Origin of the sequence: Streptomyces sp. NPDC049687, assembly GCF_044465285.1 — a bacterium.
Lineage (GTDB): Bacteria > Actinomycetota > Actinomycetes > Streptomycetales > Streptomycetaceae > Streptomyces.
In genome coordinates this window covers 395,124-418,811 of sequence record NZ_JBITLN010000002.1, presented here as the reverse complement: position 1 = coordinate 418,811, position 23,688 = coordinate 395,124, and the positions used below count along the sequence as shown (strand labels likewise).

The following is a 23,688-nucleotide window of genomic DNA, read 5'->3' as shown; positions in this document are numbered from 1 at the left end:
CGCGGCCCGTGCTCAGTCGTCGAAGTGGGTCTTGGAACCCGCTGTGGAGGTGGTGGTCCCCAGTTCTCTGAGCAGGGCGTGGTCACGAGCGGCGACACGGCCGTCGAGGAGTACGTTCAACTGCAGTCCGGGGTCATAGGCGTACGGAGTTGCGAACTCCAACTCCGCCGCAGGGCGTGCGTAGTTGAGCGCGAACGGTTGCATGTTCTCTCCCTCGTCGGTACTGCCTCGATCAAGCGGTGCCGCTGTGCGACGTCACTCGGGCCCGCTGCATTGGTGCGACCTTCAGTCACTTATACGAATCGAACGGGTGGTTGGTTTCCTTACTCTCCGTGATCATCGGCGAGTCGGGACCCGAACAGGGCGCGGAGCAGGGGAGATGAGCCGAACGGGGGACGAAAACGTCTTCAAATACGGTCAGTTGGGATCCCCGCGCGGTCGGGGGCGCGGCGCAGGGAGCGCAGGGCGAGCAGCAGGACACCGATGTCGTCGAGGTAGACCGGATCGGGCAGGACGTCGGTGGGGAGCACGAAGTACAGGACCGCGCCCCAGAACACCCAGCGCGGGCCGGTGGGAAGTCCGGCGCGTCTGAGGTCCTTTCGGGCCCGGACCAGTCGCAACAGGATCGTGGCGGCGATCGCGAGAAGAGCCACGGCCACTGCCGCGGCGACGGTGACGAGCGTGGTGGTCGTGTCCACGGGCCCTCCCTCCGGGTCCGTCGCGCGGCGTTCCTGCCTAGTTTTCGATTTCCCCGATTTCGGTTCCCGAATTCCCCACTTCCGGCGGGATTACCACAACGGAGGAGGCGATTTCCGGCCGTTCGCCGCCCGCCCGGCCGCCACGCAGGGTGGCGTGTTCACGTGGCGGATGTCACATGTGTCGTCGGCATGGCCGACCCCCGCACCCCGGCCCCGGGGCGCGGCTACCTGTCCGTCGCCTCGGGACCGTCAGCCGGTGGGCCGGCCGGGTCGCGCGGGTCCTGGGAGGGTTCCGCCGGCGTCGGCCGCAGGCCCATGGTGGTCTCCTTGAGCCGCTCCAGGGTCCGGCCCAGCTGCTGGAACGGCGAGCCGCCCTTCTTCACCGGCGCCGGCTGCTGCTGCCCGCCGGCCTCCGCCGCCTCGCGGTAGGCGGCCAGCGCCTCGTGCGCCTGCTCGGCGGCCTCCCGGTACAGGTCCCGGGACTGGGTCATCGCCTCCAGGGCCTCCTTGTACATGGCGACCAGCTCGCGTTCCCGGGCGAGTTCCTCCTCCAGGGTCAGCAGCTGCCACTTCTCCCGCAACAGGGTGAGCGCGGCGTCGCCGCCCTCCGGCAACTGCGCGGGCAGCGCGGCGAACCGCCGTACCGCGTCCAGCACTTCGGTCGGGTGCGAGCCGTCCAGGAACACACTGCGCACCGAGAAGTCACCGGCGTCGTATCCGTCCGGCGCGGGGGTGCCGGGCAGCACCAGCGCCCCGCCGCGCGGCACCTCGACGCCGAAGTCCTTCAGGGCCCAGTTCACTGTGCGCAGTTGGTGCGGCGCCGCCCGGTGCTCCACCACCCGGTGGTGCAGACCCGGAGGCAGCAGCGGGACCAGCGAACGCCGGCCGAGCTCGTCCGGCGTCATGGCCTCGTGGACGACGACGTCGATGGTCCAGGTGTCGCGCAGGGCGCCCCGGAGCGTGCGGCGCAGTTCCTTGTCGTCGGCCGGCAGGGGGTTGACGTCGAGGAACCGCAGACCCGTCACGGTCTCGTGGCCCCACGCGGTGTCCGTCTCCCACGGCCAGAACATTCCGGCGGGCGACGGCCACCGCGGATCCCAGGGCCGCTCCGCCTCCGCGACCAGCGTCCACTCCTGACCGCGGCCCGACCACTCGGCCAGCTTCAGCCGGGCCCGCACGGTCACCTCCTCCGGCACCTGCCAGCGGGCCTCGAAGGCCGACTCGCCCTCGGCGGTCTCGGTGTCGGGCAGCTCCCGGAAGTCATGGAGCGTCCCGCTGTCCTTGAGCACCTGCAGGTGCTTGCGCAGCACGTCCGGCGCGGCCGGGCCGGTGTGGCGGCCACGGCCGAGCCAGACCGTGGAGGGGGTCGTGGGCGGGACGGTCGCGGAGATGTGCATGAGTCCGTTCGTGGGAGAGGGTGTCAGGGGCGGACGAGGTGACGCGCAGGCCAGTATCGCGCGCCGGGGGGTGTGCTTGATCACCCGGGCGGGGCGGACGGACCCGGAGGCACCGGTCGTACCCGGTCGAACGTGTCCCTTCCCCGCCGTACGGGCCGTCACGCGTCCCGCCAGCACATTCGTACGGGGTGTGCGCGGCCCGCACACCGTGGGCGCCGTACACCACGGTCGGCCCACGCGCACCCATGGGTCCGCGGCGCCACGGCCCCGAGAATCGAACCGGCGGACAGGGCTCGCCCACCATCCGCATAGGGGCGAGCCCTGCCCGCCGTGCGTTTCCGGCGGCCGGTCGAGGGGGACTCGCCGGTCGTGGTGGCCTACGGAGCGGAGCAAAGGGTGTGGCTGCCCGTGCTGCGGGCGGGGTGGCTGACGCAGACGTTCGTCCACTGGTCCTTTCCGCCGGAGACGGTCCAGGCGCTGCTGCCCGCACACCTGGTCGTCGAGGAGTACGAGGGCGCGGCCTGGGTGGGGCTGACCCCGTTCCTCATGGCGGACGTGCGCCCGCCCGGCATGCCCGCCGCGGTGCGGGGGCGGACGTTCCCGGAGACCAATGTGCGGACCTACGTCAGGCACCGGAACGGCCGGGACGGCCTGTGGTTCCTGACCCTGGAGGTCGGCTGTCCGCTGATGCTGGCGGCACGCGCCGTCGGCGCGCCGTACCACCCGGGCACCCTCGGTGTCAGCGCGAACGGCGACACCGTCTCGTACACCGGCCGGAGATGGGCGCGGGGACCCTCGTACCGTCTGGTCGTCCGCCCCGGAGACCCGATCAGGCAGCCGACGGCACGGGACGTGTGGCTGACCTCGCGGTGGCGGGCCTACACCCACCGGTTCGGCATGCTCTGGGAGATACCCGTCGAGCACGAGCCGTGGCCACTGGCCGGCGCCGCCCTGGAGGTGCTGGAGCAGACGCTGACCACGGCCGTGGGACTGCCCGCGCCGGTCGGCGAGCCCGTGGTGCACTTCTCGGAGGGAGTCCGGCATGTCCGGCTGGGAGCCTCGCGGCCCTGCGCCCCGGCGGCGGCCCCTTCCTGAAGGGGCCCGTCCGCCGCTGCTGCGCTTCGACGGCTGGATCGGCGGCCTGGGCACCTCCTCCGGGACACGCGTCGTGCTCGGGCACTGGCGACGGTCGCCGTTCGGTCCGTTCAGCGATGTGATGCTCGAACGGGCCGACGGGGAACGGCTGCTCCTGGCCCCCACCCGGGAGACGGCGGACTTCATCGGCGGCACCTACACCTTCGACACCGTACGCGTCGTCCCGGTGCGGGTGAGCGTCGCGGACGACACCTGGTCCGTCACCGCCGGCTCACTCGACCTGCGCTTCGTCACCGGGCGGCGGGGGCTGCTGGGGCTCCTGCTCCGTGGGGTGCCCACCGCGCTCGCCCGCCGTCCGGCGTGGAGCGCGCTGACGGACCGGCCCGCACGGGTGCTGCTGCCCGGCGTACGGACCCGGGGCAGCGCCGGCGCCGGTCGCCACGAGTGGTACGCCGCCCGCGACCTGCGGCCGATCCGTGCGGTGTGGGCGTTCTGGGAGGGCGTCGGGCTCGGTGGTGCGGCACCCGTGGAACCGCCCGTGCGCTTCGGATTCGGGTCGGTGCCGAGGAGACCCTCGCTCACCCGGGTCACGACGACGGTGGCCCTCGCGGGGTGCGTCTGAACAACGCCCTCCACCTGGTCAGGGGGGGCTCGGCGGCTTGACCCACCCCAGGGACCGCTCGACGGCTCGCTGCCAGTTGTCGTACTCGGACTCCCGTCGTTCGGGGTCCATGTCCGGCAGCCATTGGGCCGCCCGGTGCCAGTTGCGGCGCAGGACCTCCAGGTCCGGCCAGTAACCGGCGGCGAGCCCGGCGGCGTAGGCGGCGCCCAGGGAGACCGTCTCGGCGACCATCGGCCGCACCACCGGCACATCGAGGACGTCGGCGATGAACTGCATGAGCAGGTTGTCCGCCGTCATGCCCCCGTCCACCTTGAGCTGCTTCAGGCCCACCGAGGAGTCGGCGTTCATCGCGTCGACGACCTCCCGGGTCTGCCAGCCGGTGGCCTCCAGGACGGCCCGCGCCAGATGTCCCTTGGTGATGTACGAGGTGAGCCCGACCATGACCCCGCGCGCGTCGCTGCGCCAGTGCGGGGCGAACAGACCGGAGAAGGCGGGGACGATGTAGCAGCCGCCGTTGTCCTCGACCGTCAGGGCGAGCGTCTCGATCTCCGGGGCGCTGCTGATCAGTCCCAGACGGTCACGGAACCACTGGACCAGCGAGCCGGTGACGGCTATCGAGCCCTCCAGGGCGTAGACCGGCGGCCGGTCCCCGATCTTGTAGGCGACGGTGGTCAGCAGCCCGTGCCGGGAGCGCACCACGTCGGTGCCGGTGTTGAGCAGCAGGAAGCTGCCCGTCCCGTAGGTGCACTTCGCCTCGCCCGGGGAGAAGCACGTCTGGCCGAAGAGGGCCGCCTGCTGGTCACCGAGGGCGGCCGTGATGCGTACGCCCGGCAGGAGCGAGTGGGCGGCTCCGTACGTCTCGGCGGACGACCTGATCTCGGGCAGCATGGCACGGGGCACTCCGAAGAACGCCAGCAGTTCCTCGTCCCAGGTGAGCGTGCGGATGTTCATCAGCATGGTGCGGCTGGCGTTCGTGGCGTCGGTGAGGTGCAGGCCGCCGTCCGGGCCCCCGGTCAGGTTCCAGATGAGCCAGCTCTCCATCGTGCCGCACAGCACCTCGCCGTCCTCGGCACGCCGCTTCAGACCGTCGACGTGGTCGAACAGCCATCTGAGCCGCAGTGCCGAGAAATACGTCGAAGGGGGCAGACCGCACCGCTCGAGGAAGAACTCGTCCCCCGGGTCGTGGCGCAGGTCCGCGACGAGCGGCGCCGTACGGGTGTCCTGCCATACGATCGCCCGGCCCAGGGGGGTGCCGGTGCGCCGGTCCCAGAGCACCGTCGTCTCCCGCTGGTTGGCGAGGCCGATCGCGGCGATCTCGCCCGCGTCGACACCGGCGCCGGACAACGTCTCGGGCACGATGCGCCGCAGGTTGCGCCAGATCTCGACGGCGTCGTGCTCGACCCAGCCGGGCCGGGGGAAGTGCTGCTGGTGCTCCCGCTGGGCGACCGACGCCAGCCGCCCGTGGTGGTCGAAGAGAATGCAACGGGTGGAGTTGGTGCCCTGATCGATGGACATCACATACCGTTCGACCATGATCGGGTCTCCTTCCGGCTCCCTAGGAGGGGGCGGGGTCACCAGCGCGCCGCGCCCAGGTCTCTGGAGATCGCCCGTGCGGCCTCCCTCAACAGGGTGATCAGGCTCGACCGGGGATGCCCCTGGCCGTCGCAGATCCGCTCGACCGGGCCCGACAGTCCGATGGCGCCCACCACCAGGCCGCCGTGCCCCCGGATCGGCGCGGCGACCCCGGCCTCCCCCATGCTCATCTCCTGGACCTCGGCCGCCCATCCGCGCTCGCGGATCTCGGCGAGCGCCCGGCCCAGCCGGTGCCGGTCGACCAGGGTGTGCCGGGTGTACGCGTCCAGCCCCGATTCCAGGGCCGAGTCGACGGGAGCGGTCCCGAAGGCGAGCAGCACCTTGCCGAGCGAGGAGGCGTGCAGCGGCAGCAGGGAGCCCACGTCCAGGGTCTGGAACGTGTCGTCCGGCCGGAACACGTGATGGACGACGAGGACCTTGCCCTCCAGCGGGGTGCCCAGGCGGACCGCCTCCCCGCTGCGGGCGGCCAGGGCGTCGGCCCAGTTGATGGACCGCGACCGCAGCTCGTTGACATCGAGGTAACTGGTGCCGAGATGCAGCAGGGCCGCCCCGAGCTGGTACTTTCCGGTCGCCGCGTCCTGCTCCACGAAGTCCACGTGCTGGAGCGTGCGCAGAATGCCGTGGGCGGTGCCCTTCGCAAGGCCGAGCGAGGTCGCCACCTCACCGAGCCCGAGACGACGGGGTCCGCCGGCGAGCAGACGCAGGATCGCCGCCGCCCGTTCGATCGACTGGACCGGGCCGGTCATGAGGCGAGCCTATTACCGCGGCGAAGGGTCCGCTTCTTACCGCGGCGAAAGGTCCGCTTCATGGGTGTTCGGTAATGCCGACCCCCATTCGTTGACCCGGACCCCTTTGCTCCCTAACGTGCTCCGAGTGCCCGGCAACCGCGCCGACGGCCGGCGCCGGCCCACGGAACGCAATGGAGGAGAGAAAATGGCGGTACCGCTCGACATGCTGCCTCGGGAGACAGTGGAACACGTGTGTCCGCTGCCGCCCGTCCCCGGGGCCGTCGCAGCAGTACGCCGACGCGTGGGGGCGGTCCTTGCCGACTGGAAGGTGTCCGCGGACCTCGTCGACGACTCGCTCCTGGTGGTGTCGGAGCTGCTCACGAACGCCATCGTGCACGCCCTGCCCCCGGCCGAGCTGCGGCTGAAGTGGGCCAGGGGCCACGGTCCCGGCACCCTGCGGGTCGAGGTCACCGACGCGGGACCGGCGCTCGCACCGGGTCAGTCACGCGCGGGCATCGACCCGGACGAGCACGGCCGCGGCGAGCAGATCGTGCACGCCCTGGCGACCCGGCACGGCAAGCGCGTCCACTCCGGCGGGGTCACCCGATGGGCCGACCTCGTCGCCGCCTAGTGCCGTGACGACGGTGCCCGCAGTCCGTCTGATCACGGCCCCACCGGACGCGCCAGCGCGTCGACGGTCGCGGAGAACAACCACGGCAGCCGCTGCGCCGCGGGCACCAGTGCCGCGCGGACCGGGGGCACCCTGGTCGCCCCGAGCAGCGCGTGGGTCAGCCAGCGGTAGCGCCGGGTGAGTCGCCACCACTCCCGTTCGTAGGCCGCCAGGTCGCCGCTGATGACCGCCCGCACCGCCGCCGGCGCCTGTGCGAGTGCCAGCGCGATGCCCTCGCCGGTCAGTGCGTCGACGTAGCCGGCCGCGTCGCCGACGAGCAGCACCCGGCCGGCGGTGCGCGCGCTCGCGTCCTGGCGGAGCGGGCCCGCCCCGCGCACGGGCCCGGCAGTCCGGGCTCCGGCCAGCCGCTCCCGCACCTCGGGGAAGGCGGCGAGGTGGTCGTCGTACGGTCCGCGGCCGGAGGTGAGCACCGCGATGCCTACGAGGTCCTCGGCCACCGGGGTCACGTAGACCTCCGCGTCACGGGCCCAGTGCACCTCGACGCGGTCGCTCCAGGGGGTGAGCACGTAGTGGCGTCGCAGCCCGTGCCGCCGGTGGGCCCGACGCGGCCGGTGCAGGCCCAGGGCCCGTCGGATCGGCGAGTGCAGGCCGTCGGCCGCGACGAGGTGGCCCGCACGGGTGCCGTCGACCACCACACCGTCCTCGTCCTGCTCGACACGGCGCACGGTGCGCTGCTCGACCCGCACGCCCGCGGCCAGCGCCACCGCGCGCAGCGCCCCGTGCAGCGCGGTGCGCCGCACCCCGCGGCCCGGGCCCGCCCGGAAGTCGGCGTCGACCCGGCGCGGCCCGGCGACGTACCGGATGCCCCGCAGGTCGTGCCCCGGCGGGTGCACGCCGAGGGCTGCCAGGGCGGTGACCGCACCCGGCATCAGACCCTCGCCGCACGCCTTGTCGACGGTGCCGGCGTGCTGCTCCCAGACGGTCACGTCGAGCCCCGCCCGGGCCGCGTGCAGGGCCGTGGCGAGACCCGCGGGCCCCCCTCCCGCGACGAGCAGATCCATGCGTGTCTCCTCAGGCGAGCCGCGTCAGGGCGGCGTCCTCGGTGCGGATGCGGGTGGCGAGCAGGAACCCGTTGAGCACGGTGAAGACGACCGCCGTGACCCAGGCCGAGTGCACCAGCGGGAGGGCGAGCCCCTCGACGGCGACGGCGACGTAGTTCGGGTGCGGGAGGCGGCGGTAGGGGCCGCCGGTCACGCGCGGAGCATCGGGCACCACGATCACCCGGGTGTTCCACTGCCGGCCCAAGGTGGCGATGCACCACCAGCGCAGCGCCTGCGAGGCCGCGACGAGGGCGAGCATCGTCCAGGCGAGGACCGGTACGGTGTCCGGTCGGCGCACCCACACCTCCACGAGCGCGCCGGCGAGCAGGCCCGTGTGCAGCACCACCATGAACGGGTAGTGCCCCCGCCCCGACTCCACGCCGCCCTGCGCGAGGCTCCAGGCGGCGTTGCGATGGGACACCACCAGTTCGGCGACCCGCTCCAGACCGACGGCCAGGACCAGGACGGTGAACAGGACCTGACCGTTCACCTCTCGTCCCCCGGGGCGCGCAGGAGGACGAGTTCGGAGCAGAAGCCCGGCCCCATGGCGAGCATGAGCCCGTGGGAGCCGGGCCGGGGCGGGCGGTCGGCGAGCGTGTCCGCCAGGACGTGCAGCACCGAGGAGGAGGAGAGGTTTCCGATCCGGCGCAGCGAGTCCCAGGTCACGCCCAGGGCGTCCCGCTCGACCCCGAGGGCGTCCTGCAGCGCCTCCATGACCTTGGGGCCGCCGGGGTGCGCCACATACCAGCCGAGGTCGTCGTCGGTCAGACCGTGGTCGGCCAGGAAGCCGCGGACGTCCCCGCCGACGTACCGGCGCACCAGGTCGGGGACCGAGGAGTCGAGCACGATCCTGAACCCACCGGAACCGACGTCCCAGCCCATCATGCGTTCCGATTCGGGGTAGAGGCGGCTTCGCGAGGCGAGCACCTCGGGGCGGGCGGGGTCGTCGGACCGCGCGAGCGGATGCTCGGGACCGACGGCGACCACCGCCGCGGCACCGTCCCCGAACAGGCCGCTCGCCACGAGATTGGCGACCGAGGTGTCCTGGCGCTGGAGCGTGAGCGAGCACAGCTCGACCGACATCAGCACCGCGACCCCGTCCGGGCGGCCGCGCAGCAGATCGTGCAGGCGTGCGATGCCCGCCGTGCCGGCGACACAGCCGAGCCCGACCAGGGGCAGGCGCACCACGTCGGGGCGCAGTCCGATCTGCGCCGCGACGCGGGCCTCGAGCGTCGGGACGGCCAGGCCGGTCGCGGTGCACGACACGATGTAGTCGACGTCGGCCGGTGTGAGGCCGGCGCTCTTGAGCGCGTCGACGACCGCACGCCCGCCGAGCTCGACGCCGGCTCGGATGAACACGTCGTTCGACCGGCCGAAGTCCCCGAGCCGGGCGTACTCCTCCAGCGGGAGCACGAGGTGCCGGGTCTCGACGCACGCGTTGCGGTGGAACCTCTCGACGACGGCGCGGTCGACCGTGCCCTGGACCAGCGTGGTGGCGAAGGACTCGGTGATCTCCTCTTGGCGGTGGCAGTGCTCGGGCAGGACGCCACGGACGCTGAGGACGCGCATGGTCATGCTGGCTCCTGATGTCGGCCGCTCGGACGGATGGGTGTGAGCAACGCCCGGCCGAGGCCGAGCATGAGGGTGGGGGTGAGGCGGCCCCGGGCGAGACCGAGTTCGACCAGGTCGTCGAAGACGCGCTGGTCGGCGGCCGAGGCCCGCAGCCCGGCCTCGATGACGCGCGTGCTGCGGGCGAGCCGGGCGGCCAGGGCGGTGTGGCGCAGGTGGGGCTCCAGGATCCGGCGGGTGGCACCGGCGTACCGTTCCCCCGCCCGCTCGGGCCGTCCCTCACGCAGGGCCGCGGCGGCGGCGCGACCGGCCGCGATACCGGTGGCCACGGCGGAGTGGATGCCCTCCCCGGTCAACGGGTTCACCAGGCAGGCGGCGTCGCCCGCGAGCAGGACGCGGCCGGCCGGAAGGGGTCGGCGCGCCGTCGAGAGCGGCAGGTGGTGCCCGACCCACTGCCGCCCGCCCTCGGTGGTGCCGGGCAGGAGGGTCTCCAGGCGCTCGAGCAGTCGGGCACGGGTCGGAGCCGGACGGCCGGGGTGGAGGAACTCGCCGTACCCGACGTTCGCGAGGCCGTCACCGCGGTCGAAGGACCAGGCGTACGACGGCTGGTGCCGGGTGCCGAACTCGATGACCTGCGCGCCGCGCCGCCCGGGTGTGACCGGGGCGTAGCCGCGCAGCGCCAGGGCCACCGGACCGCGGGGCAGGCCGAGCGCGCGCCGGACGGCCGAGTGGGCGCCGTCGGCGCCGACCACGACCGCGGCGGAGACCTCCCCGTCCAGGACCACCGCGTCGCAGTGCTGCCGCAGGTCGCGGACGCGGTGCCGGAGGAGCCGGACGCCGGCGGCGACCGCCGCGTCGACCAGCCGGGCGTCGAGGATCCGGCGCGGCACCACCCACGCCGGGCGGGCCATCCGCCGCTCGGTGATCAGGCTGCCGCGGCCGAGGCGGAGGCGGTCGACCGGGACGCGGTCGTCGAAGAGACCGGTGACGCCGACCTCGGCGAGGAGGTCGAGGACGTGCGGGGCCACCCCGTCGCCGCAGGCCTTGTCCCGCGGGAAGTCCGCCCGGTCCAGGAGGGCGACGCGCAGACCCGGGTCGGCGTGCAACGCGCCCAGGGCGGCGGCGGCACCGGCCGGTCCGGCGCCGACCACCGCGAGGTCCCAGTGGATGGGTGCCGGCGCCATCAACCGGCCGCCACGAGCAGCACGACGTCGAGCAGGGCGATGGCCACCGCGGCCCGGAAGGGAGCACGGCCGCGGGTGGCCGAGGTGAGCACCACGAGGACCGCCACCAGCACGAGGACCGCCCATGCCCATGCCGGAGGGGGCCCGGCGGGACCGAGCACGGCCAGCAGCGAGGCAGCGGACAGCAGTACGACGGCCAGGACGCGCGAAGGGCGCTCGCCGATCCGGTGGGGCAGGCCGCGGACGCCGGTGCGTTCGTCGTCGGCGAGATCGGGCAGCGTGTTGAGCAGGTGCGCCCCGACACCGAGCGCGGCGCCGGTACCGGTCGCCCACGGCGGCGCCCAGGCCGGGGCGGCGCCGGCGAGGGTGACGACCGAGGGCAGCGTCCCGCAGGCACAGGCGTACGGCACCCACGACCACCGGGTCGCTTTGAGCCCCAGGTTGTAGGCGTGGCCCGCGCCGACGCCGAGGACGACGTTGACCAGCGCGACGCGCCAGCCGGCCAGCGCGGACAGCACGAGGCAGGCGAGTCCGGCCACGACGAGGGCGCGCACCACCCAGTCGACCGGGAGGTCTCCGCAGGCCAACGGCTTGTCGGTACGGCCGACGGCACGGTCGCGAGGCAGGTCGCGCAGGTCGTTGCCCCAACCGATCGTGAGCTGGCCGGTGAGGACCGCCGCGGTGACGACGGCGGCGTCGAGCGGGCGAAGGTCGCTGCGGAGCGCGAGCAGGCCCGCGATGACGCCGACCGCCAGGGCCGGCCCGCCGTGGGCGGCGGCGAGCAGCGCGAGCACGGGCTGCGGCCCGGGGCGCGTCGGGGCCGCGTCGCCGGTCACGGACACCGCCGCACAGCGACCGGCCCGCAACGGATCGCGTCGCCGAGCGCGTCGAGGACGGTGCGTGGGCGCAGCACCGGTGTCCGGCCGGACCCGGCCTCCTTTTTGCGCATGCAGGATGGGTTGCCCCGTCGCTCCCCCGCTCACACGAGGCACTCCGGCATCCGGTGGACACTGGCGTCACCCGGCTTGGGTACGGCGTGTCGTACGCGTCCTCCACTTGGCCGAGTGCGCGGGCAGGGGTCTTCGAGCGGAGCGGGACCTCGCGGACCGGGCGGAGCCACCGAAGCCGTCCTGCCACCGCCGGCTCACCGCATGACGTCGGCCAGCTGCGGCACCACGCGGGTCAGCCGGAGCACGCCCCACAGGATCAGGAGCGCGCCGATCGCCTCGGGCAGCAGCCACCACCCCGTACGAACACTCTCGTCGAACAGCGTGACGCCCAGCAGGAGGCTCACCGACGCGTCCCCGATGGTCAGCGCCGGCTGCGAAGCGACCAGCGGGCCGGCCTGCAGGGCGTTCTCCAGCAGCAGGAGCGCCGCGACCCCGGTGAGTGCGAAGCCGTAGGTCTGCCATGTGGTGAGGAAGGCGGGCAGCCCGGCGTCGGCGAGGCGGCCCGTGGCCGACTTCATGAGCGCGGCGGTCAGCGCGTTGCCGACCGCGGCGGCCGCGGCCAGCGCGGCGGCGCGGAACAACGGCGAGGACGAGGAGCGAGCGAGGACGAGGGCCCCGGCCATCGCTCCCAGGGTGACCGCCAGCACTGGAATCCACCGCTCCATGGAGGCCTGTCCCCGGGTCCCGGAGGGGGCGGCCGAGACCAGGAGCAGGGCGAGTCCGGCCACTACGCCCCCGACCGCCCGCCAGCCCTCGGCCGACAGCCTGCGGTGCATCACGGGCCCGGCGACCAACAGCACGAACGGCAGTTCGAGGATGAAGAGGGGCTGGACCAGTGCCATGGGTCCGTTGACCAGGGCCAGAGCCTGGAACACCGCGGCGCCCACCACACCGGCGATACCGACCGACCAGGCGGGCCGCCGCATGAGGGCGAGCAGCAGACGCAGGCCGCCGCCCCGCGCCACCGTGGCGGCGGCCTTGCGCTGGAACACCGTGCCCACGGCGTTGCTGACGGCGCCCAGGACGGCGAAGAGGACGGCGAGCGCGATCACGACCTCACGATGCCTCCCGGCACCGGGGAGCGGGCACCTGAGTCGGCGGTGTCGCACGCGGGGTGTGATCTTCACGCCTTCGGGTGGACCGCCGTATGCCCCGCGTCACCTCGGCGTCCCGGGGTACACGCCGGCCAGTCGCGAAGTGTCTCGGGAGGGATCAGCATGGACCGATCAGCGCTGCGGGCCGTCGGGTGGGCCCGCTCTCTGCCCATGGACTGCACGGTGAAGGCGGCCCGCGACTGGGCCCGGCAGCACCTCGACGGCCTGGGCTGGACCGAGAGCACTCCGGAGACGGTCGACGCCGTGCTGCTGACCGTCTCCGAACTGGTCACCAACGCCCACCGTCACGCCCGCAGCGACGCCCAGCTCGTGATGACCTGGGACAGCCGGTGCCTGCACATCGCGGTCCACGACGCCTCGGCCGAACTGCCCGCTCCCCGGCAGCCCAGCGGCGACCGCGTCGGCGGACGGGGCATGTTCCTCGTCGGCGCGCTGGCCGACAGCTGGGAGGCGCACCCGTGCCCGCACGGGAAGACCGTCACGGCCTGTTTCCGCCCGCCCGCCACCGGCGTCACGAGCAACGACACCGGGACGTAGACGCTGTCGACGGTTCCCCGGCCGCCGGCGGCGGGTCAGGCGTGGCGGGTGGCGCCGCCGCCGTGACGTCGGTGCCGGTCGGCTTGCCGCCGAGGTACAGGTTGCACAGGCGGGAGCCACGGGCGGGTGGCGCTTGTTTTACAGCCGGGAGGACGACTCAGAGGTCGAACTCGTGCGGCGGCAGTTCCAGGGTGAAGCAGGCTTCCCGTACGACGGCCTGCTCGGTCTTGTCGAAGTCACCGTCGGCGCCGCCGATGACGATGCCGATCTGGATGACGGCTCGGGCTTCGGCCGGCTTCTTCTTCGCCTTGGCGATCTCCTGCAGAACACTCACCTTGCCGAAGGCGAAGTCGGCGGTGAGCTTGTCGAGGTTGGAGTCGAAGCGCCGCTGGAGATCCGTGGCGTCGAAGTTCTGCAGCACCTCGTTGGTGGCGATCAGCTGTGCCACGCGCTGCCGCTCCGAGGGGTCGACGGTGCCGTCGGCGGCGGCCACGAGCGCGCACATCGCCATGCTCGCGTCCCGGAAGGCACCGCTCTTGAGGTCGTTCTTCTTCGCCACGAGCTGGGTCTGCATCTGCGACGCGGACTCCTTGAAGCGGTCCCACAGGGCCATGAGAACTCCGTATGGTCGAGTCGACGGCCGGTCCGCCCCGTCGGCGGTCCGATGCTCGCGATCTGCGACGCCGTGGGAACTAGCGGCCCGGCGGATAAGTTCCAGCGATTTTCCGCTCATGGCCGACCTCGGCGAGGTGCGGGTGAGTTCGCTCGCTCCGGCTGGACGGGGCAGCCGGAGGTCAGTACGTGACGTGGAACTCGTTCCCGCCGGCGTCGAGGAACTCGCCGGGTTCCCGGTCGCGTTGGGTGACCTCCAGGCGCACTCTGTTCCGCCCCGCCTTCGGCGCCGCAGGCGGCCCCATCACCAGCGAGACCGTGCTGGTGGGGCTCCGGCGCAGCCGGACGCCCCCGTGGTGGGACTCGGCCGTGTGCCAGCCGGCCTCGGCCTGCCAGAAGGCCCATTGCGCGTAGCGGTCCTCCTCGGCCACGTCGAGGCAGATCGCGACGAGGCCGGAGTCGGCGAGCACGCCGGGGTGACCGGGACGCAGTACGCAGAACTCGTTGCCCTCCGGATCGGCCAGTACGTCCCACGGGACGTCGCCCTGGCCGATGTCGACCGGCGTCGCACCGAGGGTGAGCAGGCGCGCCACCTCGGCCTCCCAGTCCGGCCCCCCGGCCAGGTCGAGGTGGAGTCGGTTCTTGTGCGCCGCCTTCGGCTTCGCGCTCGGCACGAAACGCAGCCGCAGGCCGCCCGTCCGGCCCTGCGTCGCGTCCTGCCAGAAGCGGTCCATGCGCGCGACATCCAGCGCGTCGATCACGATCCCGGTCAGCATCCCCGTTCCCCCAAGCCGTCGAACCGTCGACTGCTCATTGTCGCCGTCGGTGCCGGGGGTGAAGAGAGGGGGGCAGCGCTGCCCTGTGGGCCTGGTCGGAGGAGACCAGGCCCGGACGGGAGTTCGTTTGCAGGGCCGCCCTACTGGACGAGTTCCCAGTCCTGGGAACCGTCCGTGAGCGCGGTCTGCAAGGTCAGCTGCGCTCCGGCGGTCGCACCGGTCAGGTACAGGCTCGTGTCCTTGACGGACTGGAGCCTGTAGAAGCCGTCGCTGGTCTTGACGAGGTTCCAGCTGCCGGTGGCGCTGTTGTCGACCCACTGGCCGATCTTCTGGCCGGCTGTCGCGTTGCCCGTCCAGATGGCCGCCGCGCGGCCGCCCGACTTGTTCAGCAGAGTCACGCCGCCGTTCGGCTCGGTGACGACGTGCCAGTACTGGGTGTCCGCGTTCGTCGCGGAGCCCGGGGCCTCGAGCCGGACGTCGGGGACGTCTCCGTTGCCGATGTTGGCGTCGTTGGTCTTGTTCCCGGTGCCGATCACCTGGTCGGTCTTGCGGTTGACCAACTGGTAGTAGGCGCCGTCCGAGTGGCCGAGGTCGACTTCGGCGTAGGCGATCGTGGACGTGCCCTGGTTGTTGAGGATCGCGATGCGGCCGGTGCCCCCGACGTACTGCAGGTTGCGGCTGTAACCGGCCTGCGAGGTCGTCTGGTACTCCTTCCACGTACCGTCGCCGCGTCCGCTGTCGTTGACCCAGACGTTGCCGCTGCCCGCGGCGTTGTAGACCAGGCGCCCACCGGGAAGCCTGACGAGCACCGGGCTGCCGCCCGTGGCGAGGGCGTGCGAACCGGTGTCGAGCGGCAGGGTGGTGACGCCCGTGCCCGTGGCGGAGCCGGTGTAGAACTTCAGCGGGTTGTCGGCGAGCACGTACTTGGTGTTGACGCCTCCGCCCCAGTACTCGAAGGTCAGCAGCCACTTGCCGTCCGTCGTGCGGACGACGTTCGCCATGCCCGGACGGCCGCCGCCGATCTCCGTCTTGCCGCCGCTCATGGTCTGGTTCAGCCCGGCGATGTCGACGACGGGAGCGCTCCACGCCGTGCTACGGCCGTCCCAGGTCTTGTGGACGAGGATCTGGCCCTGTGAGTCCGTGGCGGTGTCGTTGGCGGGGTCCAAGGTCGGGACGCCGGTCGTGGCGTTGAAGCCGGTGTAGTCGTTCTCGTCGGAGTAGTAGCAGACGAGCTGGCCCTTGTAGACCATCAGGTACGGCTCCCAGAGGGGGTCCACCTGCCTGTTCGTGTTCGCGGCCGCGATGTTCTGGCCGACGGCGCCCGCGCTGCCGCCCTGCCAGCCCCCGGTCGCCACGACGTTGACGATCTTCCAGGTCGCACCGTCGTCGGTGCTGGAGTACAGGGCGATCGCCAGGTCCTTGCGGTCGCCGTCGTTGGACGGCGTCCAGTTGGGATCGGCCGCCTTGTGTTCCTTGTAGTAGTAGTCGTCGCCCGACACGACGCTCGCGAGCAGCAGCGTGCCCTGCTTCAGGTTTCCGACGTCCTGCGGAAGGACGTAGAGGTACGGGTTGGTCCAGTTGCTCGTGTACTTCGCGTACTGGGGATCGCTGGACAGATACGCCGGAGCCTTGACCTCGGACAGCGGCTGCCACGTCGTTCCGTGGTCGTCGCTCTTGTAGACCGGCAGGGTCTGCTTGTCGGCGCTTCCCGTCTCCGTCACGACCGTGGACTTCTCGAACGACGCGACCAGACGCCCGCTCGGCAGCTCGGCCGACTTCGGGTAGACGGCGCAGTTGCCCCGGCCCTTCAGGCACGGGTCGCCGCCGAGCTGGTAGAGAATCCCGCCGGTCGGGCTGTACGCCTGCGCACCGGACGCGGGTATGGCCAGCAACACGGATGCTCCGACGACGCCTCCCAGCGCCTTCGCCAGCCTTCTTCTCTGCATGGCCCCTCCTTCGGGGATGACCAGATGATGTTCGGGTTCCAGGAGCGGTCGCCGGCTTCAGCGGGCCGGGGTGCCGTCGGTGTCGGCGCAGGCGAAGACGCGCACGTCCCACGGGCCGAGATCCAGTGCCGTGCCCGCGAGGACGGATGCACCGGTCAGGACGTCCGAGAGGGCGGCCGGCGCGGGGACACTCGCGGGCTCCCAGCTCCAGTTGTGGACGATGTGGACACGGCGTCCGTCGGGGGAGGTGCCGGTCGTCGCGGTGACGGACGCCGGGAGGTCGCCCCAGGTGTGGCGGGCGGAGGGGGCCAGCCACTCGGCCAGTGCCCGGGCGAGATCGCGGCCGGGGACCGTGCCGACGTACGTGACGCGGCCGGCGCCGTGGGGGCGGGTGGTGACGGCGGGCCAGCGGCCGAAGTGCGGGTGGTCGTAGGTGACCAGCGCCTCGGCGTCGGTGACGGTCAGGCCGTCCGCCCAGTGGGTCGCCGTGGCACCCTCGGGCAGGACGAGCGGTCCGCCGTCTGCCGGCAGCACGGGCACTTCCCGGACGAGGTTGCCGAACTCGTCGTAGCTGACGCCCGCCACCTCGGTGAGACGCCCTGGTGCCCGCTCGGCGCGGGCGCGGGCCTCGTGGTCGGCATAGCCGGTGCGCGGGCCGAGGACCAGGTGGCCGCCGGCTTCCGCGTAGTCCGCGAGCCAGTCCAGAGTCGAGTCGGCGGCGATGTACAGGCCGGGTACGACGAGGACGGGGTGACGGCGGACGGCCTCCTGCGGCGTCAGGTCCTCCCGTTCGCCGCGCGGGTCGTGCAACTGGCGGGCGTGGACGATGCGCACCTGGCGGCCGGCGTCGAACGCGCCGCGGTAGAAGGGGTCGAAGATACGGTGGTAGGCCTCGGGGTCGGGCTCGCCGTCCGGCTTCGCGAGCGGCGGGTACTTCTGCATGAGCCACTTGCTGGGCGTCGAGTAGACCATTGTGATGTCGGCGTCCGGTTCGAGCCCGGCGACGAGCTCCCCCGCGGTCTCGAACTCGGCTCCCAGGCGCGCGAGTTCGGCATAGGTGCGGCCGGGCCGTCCCGTGTGCGGCAGGATGCCGCCCCAGTAGGTCTCGGCGCCGAAGTGCAGCGTGTGCCAGTGCCAGTACTCGATCATGCGGGCCCCGCGGCCCACCAGTGCCCAGGCCGCCTGGCGCCACTGCCCGTCGTAGCCGGGCCGGTTGTCCCAGGGGGAACCGATGGAGCCGGCGTTGGTCTCGGTGACCAGGAACGGCTCCTGGCGGGAGGAGAACATCCAGTCGGCGGTCTGGTACAGCGACCACACCCCGGTGGTCTGCCACTGCTGCTCGTGCTCGTCGGGCGTGGGGTCGGGGAGCAGCAGGCCGTCCTGCATCGCGTAGTAGGGGTTGCCGGAAGCGATGTCGAGGCGGTCGGTCAGCTCGTCGTCCTCCACTCCGGGACGCTTGTAGGAGATGCAGGTGGTGACGAAGTGCTCGGGGCGGGCGTACTCACGGACGATGTCGGCCTGCCAGCCGATGAACTCGGTGACCTGGCGGGCCTGGAACGCCCTCCAGGCGACGTCGTACTGCGGCTGGGCGTTGCCGTCCGGCGTCCACAGGTCGGCCCACGTGGACAGCCGGTGGGACCAGTACACCAGGCCCCACTCGCGGTTGAGGGTCTCGACGTCGCCGTACTTCTCCCGCAGGTGGTCGGTGAAGCGCTGGAAGACGCCGTGGTTGTGGAAGAGCTCCAGGCCGGGTTCGTTGTCGACCTGGAAGCCGATGACCGCGGGGTGGTCGACGTATCGGGCGACGATCCTGCGGATGATCCGCTCGGCGTGGAAGCGGAAGGCGGGGTGGGTGAAGTCGACCTCCTGGCGGGCGCCCCAGCCGATGCGCTCACCGGTGCGGCGCTCGCCCGTGATCTCCGGGTACTGGCGGGCCAGCCACGGCGGGACGGCGTACGTCGGGGTGCCGAGGACGACGGAGATGCCGCGCTCGTGGGCGCCGTCGAGGACGGGCTGGAGCCAGTCGAGGTCGAAGCGGCCGTTCTCGGGCTCCCAGGTGGACCAGACCGACTCGCCGACCCGGATGACGGTGACGTGCGCGCCTGCCATCAGGTCGAGGTCGGTCTTGAGTCGTTCGGCGGGGCGTTCGTCGCCGTAGGGGGGCCGGTACTCGTGGTAGTACGCGGCGCCGAAGAGGACGCGGGCAGGCAGAGCCGCCATGAAGGGAACCTCCGGGAAGATGTGAGGGGTTACTGCTTGACGCCGCCGGCGGCAAGGCCGCTCTGCCAGTACCGCTGGAGCATGAGGAACGCCACGACGAGGGGAAGGATCGAGATCAGGGACCCGGTGACGACCAGGGCGAGCATGTCGCTGCTGGCCCCGGCCCCGCCGTTCTGGGCCTGGGCGGCCCAGGAGGAGAGGCCCACGGTGATCGGGTACAGATTCGGGTCGTTGAGCATGATCAGCGGCAGGAAGTAGTTGTTCCAGGTCGCCACGAGCGTGAACAGCAGCACGGTCACCAAACCCGGCGCGAGGAGCCGCAGCACGATCGTGCCGAAGATCCGTGCTTCTCCGGCCCCGTCGATGCGGGCGGCCTCCAGGAGGCTGTCGGGGACGGCGTCCTGGGCGTAGACGCGCATGAGGTAGAGGCCGAACGGGTTGACGAGGGACGGCAGGATGATCGCCCAGGGGGTGTTGACCAGGCCCGCCTTCGCGAAGAGCAGGTAGGTCGGGATGGCCAGGGCGGTGGCCGGGACCATGACGGCGCCGAGCACCAGGTTGAAGGCGGCCCGGTCGCCGCGGAAGCGGAACTTGGCGAACCCGTACCCGCCGGCGGCCGCGAGCAGAGCCGCCCCGATCGCGCTGACCCCGGCGTACACGACCGTGTTCAGCAGCCAGTGCACGAAGACGCCGTCGTCCTGGGTGAAGGTCTCCTTGACGTTCGTCAGCAGCTGCGGGGTGTGCGAGAACCACAGCCCGAAGCTGTTGAACAGGTCCTGAGTGCTCTTGGTCGAGGCGATCAGCAGCCAGAACAGCGGGAGGAGGAAATAGGCCAGGGCCGCCAGCATGGCGATGGTCAGCGGCGTGCTGCGGCGCCGGGCGGCGGACGCGCTCCGAGCCGGTGCGGCGGACGGCACGTTCGTCGGCGGGGCGGCCTTCGCGGTGGGGATCGTGGTCGTCATGGGGTCCTCCGGCGGTTCGCGGTGAGCAGCACGGCGTAGGAGGCGATCACGATGACGAGGCCGAGGAGGAAGGACACCGTGGCCGCGTAGTTGACCTGCTGGCCGGTGAAAGCGAGCGTGTAGGCGTAGAGGTTGGCGGTGTAGGAGCTGCTGATGACGTCCGGGGCGATCTTCATCAGCAGGTTCGGTTCGTTGAACAGCTGGAAGCTGCCGATCACCGAGAAGAGCAGGGTGAGCAGGAGAGCGGGCCGCAGTGCCGGCAGCTTGATCGACCAGGCGGTGCGCCAGGCGCCGGCGCCGTCCATCGCCGCGGCTTCGTACAGCTCGGTGGGGATCGTGCGCAGGGCGGCGTACAGGATGATCATGTTGTAGCCGACGAACTCCCAGGTCACGATGTTCGCCAGGCTGCCGAGCATCCAGCCGTCGCTGAGGAAGTCGGGGACGGGCAGACCGAGTGCGCGGCTGAGCTGGGCGAACGGCCCGAAGTCCGGTCCGTACAGATAGCCCCACATCAGCGCGGCGACCACGCTCGGCACGGCGTACGGGACGAAGATGCCGAGCCGGATCAGCCGGGCGAGCCGCAGCAGGCCGCTGTCGAGCGCGAGCGCGAACAGCAGCGCCAGCAACAGCATCAGGGGGACCTGGATCAGGAAGAAGAGCGCGACGCGTCCGATGCCGTCGAGGAACCGCGGATCGCCGAGCGCCTGGACGTAGTTGTCGAGTCCGACGAACACCGTCCCGCCGATCAGGCGTTCCTGGAAGAGGCTGAGATAGGCGGCGTAGCCGAGCGGGGCGAGGAAGAGCAGGAGGAACAGCACCATGAACGGTGCGACGAACAGCGGTCCTGCCGCCCGGTGACGGCTCTTGCCGCCGCGCCCGGGGCGTGTCGGCCCGTCTCCTCTCCCGCCCTTGGGCGAGGCCGCGGTTGTGGCAGTCATCATCGGGCCTTTCTGAGCGAAGGGACTGTGTCGGTGGGGGCGGGTCCCAGCGCCACCGCACGGGACCCGACGGGCCGTTAGGGCGCCTTGACGGTGAAGCCCTGGCCCTTGGCGTAGGTGGTCAGCCGTGACTGCCAGGTGCCGAGCGCGCGGACGGTGTCGGTCTTGTCGGCGAGGGACTTGCCGACGGTCTCGGTCCAGTCGGTGGCCGCCTGGTCCAGGAACGGCGGCCACTGGAAGGAGGAGTTGACCGTGGAGCTGATGTCGGCGAAGACCTGGTTGACCTTCTGGCCGCCGTAGAAGGCGGGCGCGTCCCCGGTGAACGCGGCGTCCGTGAGGAGGGCCTTGGTGGCGGGGAAGAAGAACTGCTCGGTGGCGAACATCTTCGCGCTGGCCGGGTCGCTGTTGAGGAACTGCGCGAACACCGCCGCCGCGATGGGGTTCTTGGTGGAGCGGATGACCGCCGTGGTGGAGCCGCCCCAGTTGCCGGAGCTGGGCTTGGACGCGTCCCACTGCGGCAGCGGGGCCGCCCGCCACTTGCCCGAGGTGGACTTGGCGGAGCCGGAGAGGAAGACCGGACCCCACGCGGCCGTGATCCAGGTCGCGTACTTGCCCTTGTTGAGGGCCGCGTACCAGGAGTCGGTGAAGTCGGGCTCGACGCCGATGACGCCCTCCTTCGCGAGCCCGCCCCAGTAGTCGCCGAGCTTCCGGGATACGGCGTCGTCGACGCTGATGGTGATGTCGCTCTTGCCGGAGGTGACGTACGGCTTGGCGCCCGCCTGCCAGAGCAGACCGTGCCAGGCGGCGACCTGGTTGGCGGCGAGGTTGGTGAGGTAGACGTCAGGGTCGGCCTTGTGCAGCTTGCGGGCCGCCTCGGCGAACTCGTCCCAGGTGGCCGGGACCTCGATGCCGTGCTTGTCGAAGATGTCCTTCCGGTACAGCATGCCCATCGGGCCGGTGTCCTGCGGGATCGCCCAGACCTCGCCGTCGCGTCCGCTGACCTGGCCCCAGGTCCAGTCGACGAACGTGGACTTGAGCGCGGAGGCGCCGTACGGGCGCAGGTCCAGCAGGCTGTCGGTGATGGTGAAGGTGGGGATGGCCTGGTACTCGATCTGCGCCATGTCCGGGGCGCCGCTGCCGGCCTTCAGGGCCGTGCGCAGCTTGGTGTACTGGGGGGTGCCCTGGCCGGCGTTGACGACCTTGACCTTGACGGCCGGGTACGTCGCCTCGAAGAGCGCGACCTCCTTGGCGATGTTCGGGACCCAGGTCCAGAACGTCAGCTCGGTCGGCGTCTTCATCGCCTTGTCGATGTCGGACTGGCTGACCGGCTTGGCGGCGGCGGAGGAACCGCCGGAGTCACCACCGCCGCAGGCGGTGAGGGCGGCACCGAGCGACAGGGCGCCCGTCGTGGTGAGGAAGAAGCGGCGGCTCATCGGGGAGGAGCCGGACATGAACGTGGAGAGGTTTCTGGGCATGGTGAACTCCCGCCGGTGGCGAAGATGGCGGCACGCCTGGTGGGGCGTGCGGAAGCGTGGTGGAGGAAGCTGCGGACGCGCCGACCGGGGCTCGACAGCCGACGGGGCCGGGGACGTGTCCTCGTGGACCGGGCCGGCGAGCGTTCCTGGTGGAGCGTGGAGGGCGCGGCCGGAGAAGGAGGGGACGGGGCGGAGGCGGAGACCGCGGGGAAACGTGACTCAGCGTCTGCCGGATTCAGGAGCGGCCCCGCGGCAATCGTGTGGCGGGGGCGTCGGAAGGGGCGGGGCGTGACCGGAGGGAGCGGCTTGGCCTGGGGTCACGCGTCGGACCGGAGTACGTGCTGTCCGGGCTGACCGGTGGTGTTCAGTGGGGGGTGGGCGGGCCTCCGTTCGCGAGCTGCGCGGGGTGCGCGCTCCCGCCGGGACGGGAGGCGGTACGCCGGCCACGAGCCGGGGTCGTCCGGCTGGGCGGAGGCGCGGTGGAGGCACGCACGATGAGGTCGATCGGTGGATCGCCGGCAGGCAGGGGGGCGGCGGCCGGGTTCTCGATGGCATGCACGAGTCGCTTGAGTCCCTCCTGCGCCACGGCGTCGAACGGCTGCCGGACCGTGGTCAGGGGAGGAGTCACATAGGCGGCGACCGGGATGTCGTCGAAGCCGACGACGCTGACGTCCTCGGGCACGCGGCGTCCGGCCTCCGACAGGGCGCGGATCAGGCCGATCGCCATGTCGTCGTTCGCGGCGAACACCGCGGTCACGTCACTGTCCTCGGCCAGTTCGCGTCCGGCACGGTACCCGGACGCGGCCGACCAGTCGCCCTCGACGGCCGGCGGTACGGCCCTGCCGCGGGCGGACAGCGTCGCCCGCCATCCCTCTAGGCGGTCCCTGGCGGCATACCACCGCTGGGGACCGGCCAGGTGATGGACCGTCGGATGGCCAAGGTCCAGGAGGTGCTCGGTGGCGGTGTGGGCCATCAGGTCGGCGCCGCCTCCTGCGGTCAGCACCGTGGGTGCGGTGACGGGGGAGGGCGCGCCGATGACGAGGACCGGAACGTCGATACGGAGCGAGGTGTTTCCGTCGGCTCCCTCGGCAGCGTCTTCGTCGATCGGTTCGGAGATCACGATGCCGTCCACGCCCTGATCGAGGAGCGAGTCCACGGCACCGGCCACGCCCGCCGGGTCGCCTTCCACCGTGTTGACCACGCGCAGCGCGTAGCCCGTGTCCCGGACGACCCGCTCGACACCCATGAGCAGCGAGGCGGGGCCGTACAGGGCGGTGCCCAGGGTCACCACGCCGATGGAGCGGGTGCGTCCGGAGGCCAGTGCCCGGGCGGCGTTGTTGCGCCGGTAACCGAGCTCTTCGGCGGCTTCGAGGACGCGCCGACGCACCTCGGCGGAGACGTACTGCTCGTCATTGAAGACCCTCGACACCGTCTTCTGCGAGACCCCCGCCAGGCGGGCCACGTCCACGCTGCGCGGAGCCGCGGTGTTCCCGCTCCGTGCTGGTCCTCGCGTCATGGTGTCTCCCGATGGCCGGACGTA

Annotated in this window: 23 protein-coding genes; 4 read left to right on the top strand and 19 right to left on the bottom strand. The window is 72.0% G+C overall.

Annotation, left to right across the window (positions count from 1 at the left end):
* Positions 1-12 precede the first annotated feature (12 nt).
* The 3 genes from tgmA to ACIBVL_RS06940 all read right to left on the bottom strand — a co-directional run bounded on the left by tgmA (position 13) and on the right by ACIBVL_RS06940 (position 2,095).
* Positions 13-204, bottom strand: coding sequence for a putative ATP-grasp-modified RiPP (gene tgmA, locus ACIBVL_RS06950; RefSeq protein ID WP_055632657.1), 192 nt, complete (start codon positions 202-204; stop codon positions 13-15).
* A 203-nt stretch (positions 205-407) separates the two neighbouring features.
* On the bottom strand, positions 408-698 hold the full coding sequence (locus tag ACIBVL_RS06945) for a DUF1232 domain-containing protein (RefSeq protein ID WP_399093045.1): 291 nt from the start codon (positions 696-698) through the stop codon (positions 408-410).
* Positions 699-922: 224 nt separating this feature from the next.
* Complete coding sequence (locus tag ACIBVL_RS06940; RefSeq protein ID WP_399093042.1) at positions 923-2,095, bottom strand: hypothetical protein; 1,173 nt, start codon at positions 2,093-2,095, stop codon at positions 923-925.
* Positions 2,096-2,464: 369 nt separating this feature from the next.
* Here ACIBVL_RS06940 and ACIBVL_RS06935 point away from each other — a divergent pair, with 369 nt between their 5' ends.
* Entirely contained in the window at positions 2,465-3,190 is a 726-nt protein-coding gene (locus ACIBVL_RS06935; RefSeq protein WP_399094800.1) for a YqjF family protein, read from the top strand.
* Positions 3,138-3,812: a hypothetical protein gene (locus tag ACIBVL_RS06930; RefSeq protein WP_399093040.1), complete on the top strand. Its 675-nt coding sequence runs from the start codon at positions 3,138-3,140 to the stop codon at positions 3,810-3,812. Before ACIBVL_RS06935 ends, ACIBVL_RS06930 begins: the two co-directional genes overlap by 53 nt.
* Before the next feature lie 18 nt (positions 3,813-3,830).
* On the opposite strand, the gene glpK is transcribed toward ACIBVL_RS06930, so the two are convergent.
* Both glpK and ACIBVL_RS06920 read right to left on the bottom strand, forming a co-directional pair.
* Entirely contained in the window at positions 3,831-5,345 is a 1,515-nt protein-coding gene (gene glpK, locus ACIBVL_RS06925; RefSeq protein WP_399093037.1) for a glycerol kinase GlpK, read from the bottom strand.
* Between the two features lie 38 nt (positions 5,346-5,383).
* Complete coding sequence (locus tag ACIBVL_RS06920) at positions 5,384-6,151, bottom strand: IclR family transcriptional regulator (RefSeq protein ID WP_399093034.1); 768 nt, start codon at positions 6,149-6,151, stop codon at positions 5,384-5,386.
* 187 nt (positions 6,152-6,338) lie between these two features.
* Between ACIBVL_RS06920 and ACIBVL_RS06915 the strand changes: the two genes are divergently transcribed.
* Positions 6,339-6,764 carry an ATP-binding protein gene (locus ACIBVL_RS06915; protein ID WP_399093031.1) on the top strand — a complete coding sequence of 142 codons (426 nt, stop codon included), beginning with the start codon at positions 6,339-6,341 and terminating at the stop codon, positions 6,762-6,764.
* Between the two features lie 32 nt (positions 6,765-6,796).
* On the opposite strand, the gene ACIBVL_RS06910 is transcribed toward ACIBVL_RS06915, so the two are convergent.
* The 6 genes from ACIBVL_RS06910 to ACIBVL_RS06885 form a co-directional block, all read right to left on the bottom strand.
* Entirely contained in the window at positions 6,797-7,825 is a 1,029-nt protein-coding gene (locus tag ACIBVL_RS06910) for an NAD(P)/FAD-dependent oxidoreductase (protein ID WP_399093028.1), read from the bottom strand.
* Between the two features lie 10 nt (positions 7,826-7,835).
* Entirely contained in the window at positions 7,836-8,354 is a 519-nt protein-coding gene (locus ACIBVL_RS06905) for an isoprenylcysteine carboxyl methyltransferase family protein (protein WP_399093025.1), read from the bottom strand.
* Entirely contained in the window at positions 8,351-9,439 is a 1,089-nt protein-coding gene (locus ACIBVL_RS06900) for a type III polyketide synthase (protein ID WP_399093022.1), read from the bottom strand. Before ACIBVL_RS06900 ends, ACIBVL_RS06905 begins: the two co-directional genes overlap by 4 nt.
* On the bottom strand, positions 9,436-10,617 hold the full coding sequence (locus tag ACIBVL_RS06895; RefSeq protein ID WP_399093019.1) for an NAD(P)/FAD-dependent oxidoreductase: 1,182 nt from the start codon (positions 10,615-10,617) through the stop codon (positions 9,436-9,438). Before ACIBVL_RS06895 ends, ACIBVL_RS06900 begins: the two co-directional genes overlap by 4 nt.
* On the bottom strand, positions 10,617-11,453 hold the full coding sequence (locus ACIBVL_RS06890; protein WP_399093016.1) for a UbiA family prenyltransferase: 837 nt from the start codon (positions 11,451-11,453) through the stop codon (positions 10,617-10,619). Before ACIBVL_RS06890 ends, ACIBVL_RS06895 begins: the two co-directional genes overlap by 1 nt.
* Before the next feature lie 308 nt (positions 11,454-11,761).
* The gene (locus ACIBVL_RS06885; RefSeq protein WP_399093013.1) at positions 11,762-12,619 is read right to left on the bottom strand and encodes a DMT family transporter; all 858 of its coding nucleotides are present in this window, start codon (positions 12,617-12,619) and stop codon (positions 11,762-11,764) included.
* A 165-nt stretch (positions 12,620-12,784) separates the two neighbouring features.
* Between ACIBVL_RS06885 and ACIBVL_RS06880 the strand changes: the two genes are divergently transcribed.
* On the top strand, positions 12,785-13,219 hold the full coding sequence (locus ACIBVL_RS06880; RefSeq protein ID WP_399093010.1) for an ATP-binding protein: 435 nt from the start codon (positions 12,785-12,787) through the stop codon (positions 13,217-13,219).
* A 157-nt stretch (positions 13,220-13,376) separates the two neighbouring features.
* Here ACIBVL_RS06880 and ACIBVL_RS06875 read toward each other — a convergent pair whose 3' ends face one another.
* The 8 genes from ACIBVL_RS06875 to ACIBVL_RS06840 all read right to left on the bottom strand — a co-directional run bounded on the left by ACIBVL_RS06875 (position 13,377) and on the right by ACIBVL_RS06840 (position 23,664).
* A complete protein-coding gene (locus tag ACIBVL_RS06875) occupies positions 13,377-13,832 on the bottom strand; it encodes a tellurite resistance TerB family protein (RefSeq protein ID WP_399093007.1) in 456 nt (151 codons plus the stop codon).
* A 181-nt stretch (positions 13,833-14,013) separates the two neighbouring features.
* Complete coding sequence (locus ACIBVL_RS06870) at positions 14,014-14,607, bottom strand: VOC family protein (RefSeq protein ID WP_399093004.1); 594 nt, start codon at positions 14,605-14,607, stop codon at positions 14,014-14,016.
* Positions 14,608-14,747: 140 nt separating this feature from the next.
* Positions 14,748-16,553, bottom strand: coding sequence for an RICIN domain-containing protein (locus tag ACIBVL_RS06865; RefSeq protein WP_399093001.1), 1,806 nt, complete (start codon positions 16,551-16,553; stop codon positions 14,748-14,750).
* 57 nt (positions 16,554-16,610) lie between these two features.
* The gene (locus tag ACIBVL_RS06860; protein ID WP_399092998.1) at positions 16,611-18,773 is read right to left on the bottom strand and encodes a beta-galactosidase; all 2,163 of its coding nucleotides are present in this window, start codon (positions 18,771-18,773) and stop codon (positions 16,611-16,613) included.
* Between the two features lie 29 nt (positions 18,774-18,802).
* Positions 18,803-19,735 carry a carbohydrate ABC transporter permease gene (locus ACIBVL_RS06855; RefSeq protein ID WP_399092993.1) on the bottom strand — a complete coding sequence of 311 codons (933 nt, stop codon included), beginning with the start codon at positions 19,733-19,735 and terminating at the stop codon, positions 18,803-18,805.
* Positions 19,732-20,673, bottom strand: coding sequence for a carbohydrate ABC transporter permease (locus ACIBVL_RS06850; RefSeq protein WP_399094797.1), 942 nt, complete (start codon positions 20,671-20,673; stop codon positions 19,732-19,734). The genes ACIBVL_RS06855 and ACIBVL_RS06850 overlap by 4 nt, the downstream gene beginning before the upstream one ends.
* A gap of 77 nt (positions 20,674-20,750) precedes the next feature.
* Positions 20,751-22,148, bottom strand: a complete 1,398-nt coding sequence (locus tag ACIBVL_RS06845; protein ID WP_399092990.1) for an ABC transporter substrate-binding protein — start codon at positions 22,146-22,148, stop codon at positions 20,751-20,753.
* Between the two features lie 364 nt (positions 22,149-22,512).
* Positions 22,513-23,664: a LacI family DNA-binding transcriptional regulator gene (locus ACIBVL_RS06840; RefSeq protein ID WP_399092987.1), complete on the bottom strand. Its 1,152-nt coding sequence runs from the start codon at positions 23,662-23,664 to the stop codon at positions 22,513-22,515.
* Between the last annotated feature and the right edge of the window lie 24 nt (positions 23,665-23,688).

Bases quoted from the DNA above. Each gene is read 5' to 3' on its own strand.
- tgmA (WP_055632657.1), bottom strand. From the start codon at position 204: ATGCAACCGTTCGCGCTCAACTACGCACGCCCTGCGGCGGAGTTGGAG.
- ACIBVL_RS06940 (WP_399093042.1), bottom strand. From the start codon at position 2,095: ATGCACATCTCCGCGACCGTCCCGCCCACGACCCCCTCCACGGTCTGG.
- ACIBVL_RS06930 (WP_399093040.1), top strand. From the start codon at position 3,138: ATGTCCGGCTGGGAGCCTCGCGGCCCTGCGCCCCGGCGGCGGCCCCTT.
- glpK (WP_399093037.1), bottom strand. From the start codon at position 5,345: ATGGTCGAACGGTATGTGATGTCCATCGATCAGGGCACCAACTCCACC.
- ACIBVL_RS06920 (WP_399093034.1), bottom strand. From the start codon at position 6,151: ATGACCGGCCCGGTCCAGTCGATCGAACGGGCGGCGGCGATCCTGCGT.
- ACIBVL_RS06915 (WP_399093031.1), top strand. From the start codon at position 6,339: ATGGCGGTACCGCTCGACATGCTGCCTCGGGAGACAGTGGAACACGTG.
- ACIBVL_RS06910 (WP_399093028.1), bottom strand. From the start codon at position 7,825: ATGGATCTGCTCGTCGCGGGAGGGGGGCCCGCGGGTCTCGCCACGGCC.
- ACIBVL_RS06900 (WP_399093022.1), bottom strand. From the start codon at position 9,439: ATGACCATGCGCGTCCTCAGCGTCCGTGGCGTCCTGCCCGAGCACTGC.
- ACIBVL_RS06895 (WP_399093019.1), bottom strand. From the start codon at position 10,617: ATGGCGCCGGCACCCATCCACTGGGACCTCGCGGTGGTCGGCGCCGGA.
- ACIBVL_RS06880 (WP_399093010.1), top strand. From the start codon at position 12,785: ATGGACCGATCAGCGCTGCGGGCCGTCGGGTGGGCCCGCTCTCTGCCC.
- ACIBVL_RS06875 (WP_399093007.1), bottom strand. From the start codon at position 13,832: ATGGCCCTGTGGGACCGCTTCAAGGAGTCCGCGTCGCAGATGCAGACC.
- ACIBVL_RS06870 (WP_399093004.1), bottom strand. From the start codon at position 14,607: ATGCTGACCGGGATCGTGATCGACGCGCTGGATGTCGCGCGCATGGAC.
- ACIBVL_RS06865 (WP_399093001.1), bottom strand. From the start codon at position 16,553: ATGCAGAGAAGAAGGCTGGCGAAGGCGCTGGGAGGCGTCGTCGGAGCA.
- ACIBVL_RS06860 (WP_399092998.1), bottom strand. From the start codon at position 18,773: ATGGCGGCTCTGCCTGCCCGCGTCCTCTTCGGCGCCGCGTACTACCAC.
- ACIBVL_RS06855 (WP_399092993.1), bottom strand. From the start codon at position 19,735: ATGACGACCACGATCCCCACCGCGAAGGCCGCCCCGCCGACGAACGTG.
- ACIBVL_RS06850 (WP_399094797.1), bottom strand. From the start codon at position 20,673: ATGACTGCCACAACCGCGGCCTCGCCCAAGGGCGGGAGAGGAGACGGG.
- ACIBVL_RS06845 (WP_399092990.1), bottom strand. From the start codon at position 22,148: ATGCCCAGAAACCTCTCCACGTTCATGTCCGGCTCCTCCCCGATGAGC.
- ACIBVL_RS06840 (WP_399092987.1), bottom strand. From the start codon at position 23,664: ATGACGCGAGGACCAGCACGGAGCGGGAACACCGCGGCTCCGCGCAGC.